The organism is Streptosporangium sp. NPDC002721 (assembly GCF_042888905.1).
GTDB lineage: Bacteria > Actinomycetota > Actinomycetes > Streptosporangiales > Streptosporangiaceae > Streptosporangium.
Window position 1 is genome coordinate 23332 of sequence record NZ_JBIAQI010000043.1, and the last position, 10621, is coordinate 33952.

The following is a 10621-nucleotide window of genomic DNA, read 5'->3' on the forward strand; positions in this document are numbered from 1 at the left end:
ACGGTGCGTGGAATGATCATCATCCTGCTGAAGGACCTGCGCCAGCGGGCCAAGGACAGCACCCTGATCGTCTTCGCGATCGTGTTGCCGCTGGGCATGGCGTTCATCCTCAACGCGGTCCTGGGCGGCACGGGCGGCGACTTCAAGGCCCGCTACGCGGTGGCCGACGCCGACCGCGGAGCCGCGGGCGGCGGGTTCGTCCGGCAGGTCCTGGAGCCCATGCGCGACTCGGGCGTCGTGACCCTGCGGACGGTGGCCACGGCCGAGGAGGGCCGGGCCCTGACACAGCGCGGCGAGGTGGAGGCCACCTTCGTCATCCCCGCCGGTTTCTCCGCCGACGTGCGGGCGGGCCGGCCCGCCACGCTGGAGATCGTCGGAAGCGTCGCCGCGCCGGTCGCCGTCCAGGTCGCCCGCGAGGTCGGGCAGGCCTACGTCACCGGGCTGCGCTCGGTCCAGCTGGCCGTGGCCGTGGTCTCCCCCTCGGGGACGGCGCCGGACCCGGAGCGGGCCGCCGGGCTCGCGGAGCGGGCCGGCGCGCTCCCCGTGCCGCTGTCGGTGCGCGAGGACACCTCCGCCGTACGGCGGCAGCTGGACACCACCACCTACTACGCCGCCGGCATGGCGATGTTCTTCCTCTTCTTCGCCGTCGTCTTCAGCATCACCAGCATCTTCGACGAGCGCAGGGCCGGGACGCTGACCAGGATGCTCGCCGCCCCGGTCTCCCGGCCGGCGATCGTGCTGGGCAAGCTGCTCAGCGGCATCCTGGTGGGCGTGGTGAGCATGACGATCCTCGTCGTGGTCACCACCCTCGTCCTGGGCGCCCGCTGGGGCGACCCGCTCGGCGTGGCCGCGCTGGTGGTCTCCGGGGTGCTCGCCGCCACCGGGCTGATGGCCGCGCTCGCCACGTTCGCCCGTACCGCGGAGCAGGCGTCGAACTGGCAGTCGGTGGTGGCGATGGTGCTGGGCATCTTCGGCGGGGTGTTCTTCCCCACGGCGCAGCTCGGCGCGCTCACCACGCTCGGCTACCTCACGCCGCACAAGTGGTTCATGCAGGGACTGGCCGACCTGGCCGGCGGGGGGTCCCTGCCGGCCGTGGCGGTCCCGGTCGCGGCCCTGCTCGGCTTCGCCGCGCTGGGCGGCGCGCTGGCCCTGTTCCGCGTCGGAAGGATGGTGCACGCGTGAAGGTCCTCGCCATAGGGATGGTCAACCTCCGCAGGGTCTTCAGCGACCGCACCAACATCTTCTTCGTGATCGTCGCGCCGTTCCTGATGGTCTTCGTCCTCGGGCAGATGTTCGGCGGCGACCAGCAGCTGAGGCTGGGCGTGGTGAGCGGTCCCGGGCCGCTGGCCGAGCAGCTGGTCCGGGCACTGGGCTCGGGCGAGCGCGTCGCGGTCGAGCGGGCCGCCGACGAGTCCGCGCTGCGCACCGCGGTGGAGCGCGGCGAGCTGCAGGCCGGCGTGGTCGTCCCGGCCGGCTACGACACCCGGGTGCGCGACGGCGACCAGGTCGAGGTGCGCTACATGACCCGGCAGCAGGACCCGGGGGCGGCCGAGATCGGCACCTGGGTCCGCTCCGTCGTACCCCAGCAGGCCGCCCTGCTGCGCGCGGCCCGCTTCGGCCAGCAGGAGGGGGCCGGGGGCTTCGACGAGAGCCTGCGAAAGGCCGGGCAGGTGAGCGTCGCCGAGATCCAGGTGCGCGTCACCACCACGGGCCGGAGCCTGTTCCCCGAGGGGTTCAACCCCTTCGCCGCCTCGGCCCCGCCGCTGCTGCTCCTGTTCACCTTCCTCACCTCGCTGACCGCCGCGATCGGGCTCATCGAGACCCGGCTGACCGGGGTGGCGCGCCGGATGTACGCGACCCCGATCACGGCCCGCGTCATCGTCGCCGGGGAGGCGCTCGGGCGGATGGTCATAGCGCTGGCACAGGCGCTGCTGATCATGCTCGGGTCGGCCCTGATCTTCGGGGTCGACTGGGGCGACCCGCTGGCGGCGGCGGCGCTCGTCGTCGTCTTCTCCTTCGTCGGGAGCGGCGCCGCCATGCTCCTGGGGGCGGCGTTCAAGACCCCGGGAGCGGCGATCTCCGTCGCCATGATCCTCGGGCTGGGTCTCGCCGCGCTCGGCGGCTCCATGGTGCCCCTGGAGTCGTTCGGTGGCGTGATGCGGACCATCGCGCACCTGACCCCGCACGCCTGGGCCTACGAGGCCTTCGCCGAGCTGGTCAGGAACGGCGGCACCATCGTCGACATCCTGCCCCAGTTCGGCATCCTGAGCTGCTACGCCGCGGTCCTGTTCGCCCTCGGCGTCTGGCGCCTGCGTCGCGTCCTCACCCGGTAACGCCAGATCTTTGGAGATGACATGCGTTTCCTGCCCGATCGGGAGAACATCACGGCCGCGGTCCTCGGCCTGGGGTACGTCGGGTCGTGCGTCGCCGCCGTCCTGGCCGACCGCGGCGTGAACGTGATCGGGGTGGACACCGACCCCGTACTCGTCGAGGAGCTGAACTCCGGGCACTGCCGGTTCAGCGAGGCCGGGCTGCCCGAGCTGGTGGCCCGCCACGCGGGCACCGGCCGGCTGCGCGTCACCACGAGCTACGAGGGCGTCTCGGAGGCGGACGTCGTCATCGTCGCGGTCGGCACGCCCACCGGCGAGCGCGGGGTGATGAAGGAGAGCCAGCTGCGCGGCGCCTGCGAGGAGCTGGGCCGCCACATCAGGCCGGGCCAGCTGCTGGTCTTCAAGAGCACGGTCCCGCCGGGGGTGACGCGCACGCTGGCCCTGCCGCTGCTGGAGCGCGGCGGCCTGGTCTGCGGCGAGGACTTCGGCCTCGCCTTCTGCCCCGAGCGCCTCTCGGAGGGCACCGCGCTGCGCGAGCTGCGCAGCTTCCCCATCATCGTCGGCGGCTGGTGCGCCGACAGCACGCAGGCCGCGGTGGAGTTCTGGCGCCGGGCCGTCGGGGTCGAGGTGATCCCGGTGGCCTCCCTGGAGGCGGCCGAGATGGTCAAGCTCGCCGACAACTGGTGGATCGACCACAACATCGCGCTGGCCAACGAGCTCGCCCGGCTCTGCGCGGCGCTGGAGGTCGACGTCCTCGACATCATCTCCGCGGCCAACTCGATCCCCAAGGGCAACGGCAACGTCAACATCCTGCTGCCGAGCGTGGGGGTGGGCGGCTCCTGCCTGACCAAGGACCCCTGGATGGTCTGGCTGGCCGCCCGGCAGCGCGGCATCGACCTGCTCACCATCCCGGCCGCCCGCGAGGTGAACGACTCCATGCCGGGCTACACCAGCGAGCTCATCGTGGAGGAACTGGTCAAGCTCGGCAGGTCGCCGGTGGGCGCGAAGGTGGCGGTCCTCGGGCTCGCCTTCAAGAACAACACCGGCGACCTGCGCGAGACACCGGTCAGACCGGTCGTGGAGGAACTGCGCAGGGTGGGCGCGGAGGTCACCCTGTACGACCCGCTGGTCGACGGCGACGAGGCGGAGAAGCTCTTCGGGCTGCCGCAGGCCCCCTCGCTGGAGGAGGCGGTGCGCGGTGCCGACTGCCTGGCGATCCTCGCCTGGCACCGGGAGTTCCAGGACATCGACTTCGCGGAGCTCCGCGAGCGGGTCGCCCCCTCGTGCGCGGTCGTCGACGGCCGCGCCTACTACCCGCGCGAGACCATAGACCTGCTGCGCGAGACCGGGTTCGCCTACCGCGGGATCGGGAGGTAGGGGCCGTGGCGAACGTGGTCGTCACCGGCGGTTTCGGTTTCCTCGGCAGCCATCTCGTCGAGGCCCTCGTCCGGCGCGGGGACGAGGTGACGGTCTTCGACGGCGGGCCGCCCCCGCCCGACCTGAACGGCGCCTCCCCCCGGCGGCACGTCGGCGGCGACATCAGGGACGCGGAGGCGCTCGCCACCGCGATCACCGGCGACGTCGACACCGTCTACCACCTCGCCGCCGTGGTCGGGGTCGACCGCTACATCGACCGGCCGCTGGACGTCATCGACATCAACCTGTCGGGGACGAAGAACGTCCTGGAACTCGCGGAGAAGGCCGGTGCCCGGATGGTGCTGGCCAGCACCAGCGAGGTCTTCGGCAAGAACCCGGCCGTCCCGTGGGCCGAGGACGACGACCGCGTCGTCGGCAGCACCGCCACCGACAGGTGGAGCTACTCCTCCAGCAAGGCGCTGGCCGAGCACCTGACGTTCGCCTACATGCGCCAGCGCGGCCTCGACGCCACCATCGTGCGCTACTTCAACGCCTACGGGCCCCGCCAGCGGCCGGGTTTCGTGGTGAGCCGCAGCATCCACCGCGCCCTGCGCGGCCTGCCGCCGGTCCTGTACGACGACGGCGGGCAGACGCGCTGCTTCACCTTCGTCGACGACGCGATCGCCGCCACGATCGAGGCGGGCACCGCCGCCCCGGCGCTGGGGGAGTGCTTCAACATCGGCAGCTCCGTCGAGACGTCCGTCCGCGAGGTCATCGAGCTCGTCGTGGAGCTGGCGGGCGGTGACAAGGCGGTCCCGGTCGACCCGCGCGACGGCTTCGGCAGCGCCTACCAGGACCTGTCGCGCCGCGTTCCCGACACCTCCAAGGCGCGCGCCGTGCTCGGGTGGCACAGCACCACCGGCCTGCGGGAGGGGCTGTCCAGGACGATCGAGTGGGCGCGGGCCAACCCCTGGTGGCTGGAGCAGCCCGACAGCGGCTCGGCCTGACGGCTCCGGGTGTGACCGGCCGGGCCGGTCACACCCCTCCCGGGGCGGGGGAGAGCCGTGGCGCTCCCGTTCAGGCCGTCAGAGCGCGGGCCGTCTGAGTGATCGGGCCGTTCGAGCGTTCAGGCCGTCAGAGCGGCCGGGCCTTTTCCTGCCTTCCCGGGCGCGGAGCCGCGGGGCCGCGGGATCGCCAGGGTGTCAGGCGCACGCGTCGCGGGTCGCGGCGACGACCGCGTCCACCGCGCGGGCGTCGAGGTGGGGGCCCATCGGCAGGCTCAGCACCTCGTCGGCGAGCCGCTCGGCGAGCGGCAGCGATCCGGGCGCGTACCCCTCGCCGGCGTAGGCGGGGGAGAGGTGCACCGCGATCGGGTAGTGGACGAGCGTGCCGATCCCGGCGGCGGCCAGCCGCTCCTGGAGCCGCTGCCTGCGCGCGGTGCGTACCACGAACAGGTGCCAGACCGGCTCGGCCCACGGGGCCGGCTCGGGCAGCACCAGGTCGCCCGCGCCCTTCAGCTCGTCCAGGTAGCGCGCGGCCACGGCCCGGCGGCGGTCGTTCCACTCGTCCAGCCGCGCCAGCTTGACCCGCAGCACGGCGGCCTGTATCTCGTCGAGGCGGGAGTTGGCCGCCACGACCTCGTGGCGGTACTTCTCACGGGCGCCGACGTTGCGCAGCAGCCGCACCCGCGCCGCCAGCTCCGCGTCCCCCGTCACGACGGCGCCGCCGTCGCCGAGGGCGCCCAGGTTCTTGCCCGGGTAGAAGCTGAACGCGGCGGTGGAGCCCGACCCCACCCTCCGGCCGTGCTCGCGGGCGCCGTGGGCCTGGGCGGCGTCCTCCAGGACGCGCAGGCCGTGCCTGGCCGCGATCTCCTCGATGGCGCCGAGGTCGGCGGGGTGGCCGTACAGGTGCACCGGCATGATCACCTTGGTGCGGGGGGTGACGGCCTCCTCGATCCGCGCCGGGTCGAGGGTGCCGTGCTCGTCCGGCTCGACCGGGACCGGCCGCGCGCCGGCCCTGGAGATCGCCCCCCAGCTCGCGATGAACGTGTGCGAGGCGACGATCACCTCGTCCCCGGCCCCGACGCCCATCGCGCGCAGCGACAGCTCCAGCGCGTCGCAGCCGCTGCCCACCGCCACGCAGTGCGTGTTGCCGCAGTAGGCGGCGAACTCCGCCTCGAACGCCTCCACCTCGGGGCCCATGAGATACCAGCCCGAGCTCAGCACCCGCTGGACCGCCGCGTCCAGGTCGGCCCGCAGCTCCTCGTACGGGGCCCGCAGGTCCAGGAAGGGGACCCTCACACCCCGCTCCGCGCGTCCCGCAGGAACTCGTCGTAGTCGCGGTAGTAGTCGGACTCGTCGTAGGGCTCGGAGACCAGCCACAGGCCGACCGTCCCCGGGGTGAAGTCGACCATGTCCCGCCAGACCATCGGGGTCATGTAGAGCCCCAGCCGGGGGTGGTCGAGCACGAACGTGCGCTTGCTGAAACCGTCGTCCACGTCGACCTCGAAGCGGCCGTGCACCGCTATGATCAGCTGCCGCAGGCGGCGGTGGCCGTGCCCGCCGCGCCGGGTGCCCGGCGGCATGCCGAACATGTAGTAGGCCCGCTTGACGTCGAAGTCGATCTCCTTGCCCGACTCGACCACGCACAGGCTGCCCCGGGGGTCGACGATCTCCGGAAGCTCGACGATGCGGCACGGTTCGATCCTGCCGACCACGGTGTCCCCGCCGTCCTCGCCGACCTTGCCGCCGTTCACAGAAGAACTCATCGAGCCTGCGCCCTCCCTTGGACGGGGGGTTGTTCCGCCCCGTTTTGTCTCGCCAGCGGGACAAACGCTATTTTCCGGGAACCCGGCGGTCAAGCGATTCTCGGTGCCTTCGGGCCGACTGGTAAGAACGAATGCAATGGACTAACCGGATTTATATAATTATTCTCCGGCGAAGGCCGTGCGATCCAAAGACCGGAGGGTCGGAATATGACCAGCCTCCCGCAGATATCACATTCTCTGCGCCGGGAGAATAACGAATTCAGAGCCCGTCTGACGAAATCCGCCATGGCCAGGGACAGCGCCGTCCTCCCGCTCGCCGAGTTCAGGGAGTGGTTCGCCGAACGCCACCGCACGGAGCGCGCCGAGGTCACCCGGATCCCCTTCTCCGACCTGGACGGCTGGAGCTTCGCGCCGGGCAGCGGCAACCTGGTCCACCGCAGCGGCCGGTTCTTCTCCGTGGAGGGGCTGCGGGTCAGCACCCGCTCGGATCCGGCGGCGGGCTGGTCGCAGCCGATCATCAACCAGTCCGAGATCGGCATCCTCGGCATCCTCGCCAAGGAGATCGACGGCGTCGTCCACTTCCTCATGCAGGCCAAGATGGAGCCGGGAAACGTCAACTCCGTGCAGCTGTCGCCCACGGTGCAGGCCACGCACAGCAACTACGTCGGCGTCCACCGCGGCGCGGGCGTGCCCTACCTGGAGTACTTCACCCGGCCCCGGCCCGGCGGCGTGCTCGTCGACGTGCTCCAGTCCGAGCACGGGGCCTGGTTCTGGTGCAAGCGCAACCGCAACATGGTCGTCGAGGTGACCGAGGACGTCGAGGTCCGCGACGGCTTCTGCTGGCTCACCGTCGGCCAGCTGCAGGAGCTGCTGCGCGTCGACAACCTCGTCAACATGGACTCCCGGACCGTGCTGGCCTGCGTCCCGTTCGACGGCACGGCCATAGACCGCGACGACGACGATGACGACGGCGACGGCTTCCGCGGGGCGCTGCGCCGCTCGGTGGTGAGCGGCGGGGCCGCCCTGCACACCACCTCCGGCCTGCTGAGCTGGTTCACCGCGGCCAGGAGCACCAAGCTGGTCGACCGCTGGTGCGTGAACCTGGAGCAGGTCACCCGCTGGAAGCGCTCCCGCGACGAGATCGCCCACGAGGAGGGCAAGTACTTCACGGTCGCCGCGGTCGCGGTGAGCGGGGCCGGCCGGGAGGTCGGCTCGTGGAGCCAGCCGCTGTTCGTGCCGGTGGGCCAGGGCGTGGTCGCCTTCGTCGTCAGGCGGATCCACGGCGTGCTGCACGTGCTGGTCCACGCCCGGATGGAGGGCGGCCTGCCGGACATGGTCGAGCTCGCCGCCACCCTGCAGTGCGCCCCCGAGAGCTACGAGGGGGTGCCCGCCGAGCGGCGCCCGCGCTTCATGGACTACGTGCTGAACGCCCACCCGTCCCGGATCCGCTTCGACGCGCTGCTGTCGGAGGAGGGCGGGCGTTTCATGGGCGCGGTCATCAGGTATCTGGTGATCGAGGCGGACGACGACTTCCCGGTCGAGGTGCCCGAGGACTACGCCTGGGTCACCGTCGGCCAGCTGTCCGGGCTGCTGCGCCACAGCTACTACCTCAACGTCCAGGCCCGTACGCTCGTCGCCTGCCTGCAGGGACTCTGGGGAGGAGAGCGTTGACGACCTCACCGGTACGCATGGGCGTGCTCTCGTGCGCGGACATCGCCTGGCGGCGCACGCTCCCCGCGATGACCGACGCCCCGGCCGTGCTGCCGGTCGCCGTCGCCAGCCGCGACCCGGCCAAGGCCGAGACCTTCGCCCGCCGCTTCGGCTGCGACGCGGTCACCGGGTACGGCGCGCTCCTGGAGCGTCCCGACGTGGAGGCGGTCTACATCCCGCTGCCCACCGGGCTGCGCGCCGAGTGGGTCGGCCGCGCGCTGCGGGCGGGCAAGCACGTGCTCGCCGAGAAACCCCTGGCCACCAGCCGCGCGCAGGCCGAGGAACTGCTGACCCTGGCGGAGAGGAGCGGGCTGCTCCTCGTCGAGAACCTGGTCTTCCCGCACCACTCGCAGCACGAGGAGGTACGCCGGCTGCTCGACGGCGGGGCGATCGGGCGGCTGCGGTCCTTCGCCGGCGACTTCGGCATCCCGCCGCGCGACCCCGGCGACTTCCGCTACCAGCCCCACCTCGGCGGCGGCGCCCTGTTCGAGGTCGGCGTCTACCCGATCCGCGCCGCGCAGCTCTTCCTCGGCGGCGACATCGAGGTCTGCGGCGCGTTCCTGCGCTACGACGCCGCCACCGGGGTGGACGTCGACGGCAGCGCGCTGCTCTGCTCGGCCGGGGGCGTCACCGCGCAGATCCGGTTCGGGTTCGAGCACTCCTACCGCAGCTCGTACGCGCTGTGGGGCTCGGAGGGGTCGATCCTGCTGGACCGCGCCTACACCCCGCCCGACTCGATGCGCCCGGTCGTGCGGATCGAGCGGCAGGACCGCGTCGAGGAGCGGACGCTCGCCGCCGACCGCCAGTTCGTCAACATCCTGGAGTCCTTCGCGCGTTCCGTGAGGGAGGGCGGCGGCCAGGCCGAGCACACGAAGCCGGCCCTCGCCCAGGCCGAGCTCGTCGACGCGATCCGCGAGCGGGCCCGGCGCGTAACGATATGACCATGAAAAGCGGAGGAAGCGGCCGCCGGACGCGCCGCCGTGCGTCGTGAAAAGCCCGTCCTCCCTTTTCTTTCGCACGTCCCCAGCGGGTCCCGATGCGATTCACAACTGATTCGTCCCCGTACCACCCAGAATCGAGGAGCCAAGTATGTCTGCCACGCCGCGGTGCCGTGTCTGCGCCGGATCCCTCGCCGAATTCTTCGACTTCGGGCGCCAGCCCCTCTCCGACGCATTCGTCCGCCCCGGCGATTTCGCGGACGAATTCTTCGTGCGGCTCGCCGTCGGAATATGTGAGTCGTGCACGATGGTGCAACTCATGGAGGAGATCCCCCGCGACCGCATGTTCCACGAGGACTACCCGTACGTCTCGTCGGGTTCGGCCGTCATGCGCGCGCACTTCGAGACGCTGGCCCGGCGGCTGCTCGCCACCGAGCTGACCGGCGCCGACCCGTTCGTGGTCGAGCTCGGCTGCAACGACGGGGTGATGCTGAAGGCGATCGCCGAGGCCGGGGTGCGGCACCTGGGCGTGGAGCCGTCCGGCGGGGTGGCCGAGATGGCGCACGCCAAGGGCATCCGGGTCCGCAAGTCCTTCTTCGAGGAGGAGACCGCCAAGGACATCCTCGCCACGGACGGGCGGGCGGACGTCATCTACGCCGCCAACACCCTCTGCCACATCCCCTACATGGAGTCCATCCTGCGCGGGGTGACCGCGCTGCTCGCCCCGACCGGCGTCTTCGTGTTCGAGGACCCCTACTTCTCCGAGATCGTCGAGCGCACCTCCTTCGACCAGATCTACGACGAGCACTTCTACTTCTTCACCGTCCGCGCGGTCCAGGCCATGGCGGCCCGCTACGACCTGGAGCTGGTCGACGTCGAGAGGCTCCCGGTGCACGGCGGCGAGGTCCGCTACACGCTGGCCCACGCCGGCGCCAGGACGCCGACGGAGGCGGTGGCCGAGCTGCTGGACGACGAGAACAAGCGCGACCTCGCGGCGATGCCGACGCTGGAGGGCTTCGCGCGCAGCGTCGAGAAGATCCGTGACGACCTCACCGGCCTGCTGCGCGAGCTGCGCGACGGCGGGAAGCGGGTCGTGGGCTACGGGGCGACCGCCAAGAGCGCCACGGTGACCAACTACTGCGGCATCGGGCCGGACCTGGTCCCGTTCATCTGCGACACCACCGTCGCCAAGCAGGGCAGGCTCACCCCCGGGTCGCACATCCCGGTCCGCGAGCCCTCGGCGTTCGCCGAGCCCTACCCCGACTACGCGCTGCTGTTCGCCTGGAACCACGCCGAGGAGATCATGGCCAAGGAGCGCGCCTTCCGCGAGGCGGGCGGCAAGTGGATCCTGTACGTGCCCGAGGTGCACATCGTCTGACCGCGCGGGCCGCCTCCGGCCCCGACCCCTCGCTACCCGCGGTGCCGGGCGGTGAGGCGTTCCAGTTGGGGGACGAGTTGGTTGGGGCCGGGGGTGGCGAGGGTCTCCTGGCGGAGCTGCTCGGCGGCCTGGGTGAAGGAGG

At 71.8% G+C, this 10621-nt stretch carries 9 protein-coding genes; 7 read left to right on the top strand and 2 right to left on the bottom strand.

The window, feature by feature from the left end:
* Positions 1-12: 12 nt before the first annotated feature.
* Genes ACFYWM_RS40575 through ACFYWM_RS40590 form a run of 4 tightly spaced genes read left to right on the top strand, consistent with a single transcriptional unit; the run spans position 13 to position 4693 of the window.
* Positions 13-1182, top strand: coding sequence for an ABC transporter permease (locus tag ACFYWM_RS40575; RefSeq protein ID WP_389925853.1), 1170 nt, complete (start codon positions 13-15; stop codon positions 1180-1182).
* The gene (locus ACFYWM_RS40580; protein WP_389925855.1) at positions 1179-2333 is read left to right on the top strand and encodes an ABC transporter permease; all 1155 of its coding nucleotides are present in this window, start codon (positions 1179-1181) and stop codon (positions 2331-2333) included. Before ACFYWM_RS40575 ends, ACFYWM_RS40580 begins: the two co-directional genes overlap by 4 nt.
* Before the next feature lie 21 nt (positions 2334-2354).
* Positions 2355-3707 (top strand): nucleotide sugar dehydrogenase, encoded by a 1353-nt coding sequence (locus ACFYWM_RS40585; protein WP_389925857.1) that lies wholly within the window; start codon positions 2355-2357, stop codon positions 3705-3707.
* Between the two features lie 5 nt (positions 3708-3712).
* Entirely contained in the window at positions 3713-4693 is a 981-nt protein-coding gene (locus ACFYWM_RS40590) for an NAD-dependent epimerase/dehydratase family protein (RefSeq protein ID WP_389925860.1), read from the top strand.
* A 195-nt stretch (positions 4694-4888) separates the two neighbouring features.
* On the opposite strand, the gene ACFYWM_RS40595 is transcribed toward ACFYWM_RS40590, so the two are convergent.
* Positions 4889-5986: a DegT/DnrJ/EryC1/StrS family aminotransferase gene (locus tag ACFYWM_RS40595; RefSeq protein ID WP_389925863.1), complete on the bottom strand. Its 1098-nt coding sequence runs from the start codon at positions 5984-5986 to the stop codon at positions 4889-4891.
* Positions 5983-6453 carry an FdtA/QdtA family cupin domain-containing protein gene (locus tag ACFYWM_RS40600; RefSeq protein ID WP_389925865.1) on the bottom strand — a complete coding sequence of 157 codons (471 nt, stop codon included), beginning with the start codon at positions 6451-6453 and terminating at the stop codon, positions 5983-5985. The genes ACFYWM_RS40595 and ACFYWM_RS40600 overlap by 4 nt, the downstream gene beginning before the upstream one ends.
* Before the next feature lie 285 nt (positions 6454-6738).
* On the opposite strand from ACFYWM_RS40600, the gene ACFYWM_RS40605 reads away from it, so the two are divergent.
* The 3 genes from ACFYWM_RS40605 (at position 6739) to ACFYWM_RS40615 (ending at position 10479) form a co-directional block, all read left to right on the top strand.
* Positions 6739-8124: an NDP-hexose 2,3-dehydratase family protein gene (locus ACFYWM_RS40605; RefSeq protein WP_389925868.1), complete on the top strand. Its 1386-nt coding sequence runs from the start codon at positions 6739-6741 to the stop codon at positions 8122-8124.
* Positions 8121-9104, top strand: coding sequence for a Gfo/Idh/MocA family protein (locus ACFYWM_RS40610; protein WP_389925871.1), 984 nt, complete (start codon positions 8121-8123; stop codon positions 9102-9104). The genes ACFYWM_RS40605 and ACFYWM_RS40610 overlap by 4 nt, the downstream gene beginning before the upstream one ends.
* Positions 9105-9252: 148 nt before the next feature.
* Positions 9253-10479: a methyltransferase domain-containing protein gene (locus ACFYWM_RS40615; protein ID WP_389925874.1), complete on the top strand. Its 1227-nt coding sequence runs from the start codon at positions 9253-9255 to the stop codon at positions 10477-10479.
* Positions 10480-10621 lie beyond the last annotated feature (142 nt).

What these genes read in the sequence shown, in the direction of transcription:
- ACFYWM_RS40575 (WP_389925853.1), top strand. Translation starts at nt 13, where the DNA reads ATGATCATCATCCTGCTGAAGGACCTGCGCCAGCGGGCCAAGGACAGC.
- ACFYWM_RS40585 (WP_389925857.1), top strand. Translation starts at nt 2,355, where the DNA reads ATGCGTTTCCTGCCCGATCGGGAGAACATCACGGCCGCGGTCCTCGGC.
- ACFYWM_RS40600 (WP_389925865.1), bottom strand. Translation starts at nt 6,453, where the DNA reads ATGAGTTCTTCTGTGAACGGCGGCAAGGTCGGCGAGGACGGCGGGGAC.
- ACFYWM_RS40605 (WP_389925868.1), top strand. Translation starts at nt 6,739, where the DNA reads ATGGCCAGGGACAGCGCCGTCCTCCCGCTCGCCGAGTTCAGGGAGTGG.
- ACFYWM_RS40615 (WP_389925874.1), top strand. Translation starts at nt 9,253, where the DNA reads ATGTCTGCCACGCCGCGGTGCCGTGTCTGCGCCGGATCCCTCGCCGAA.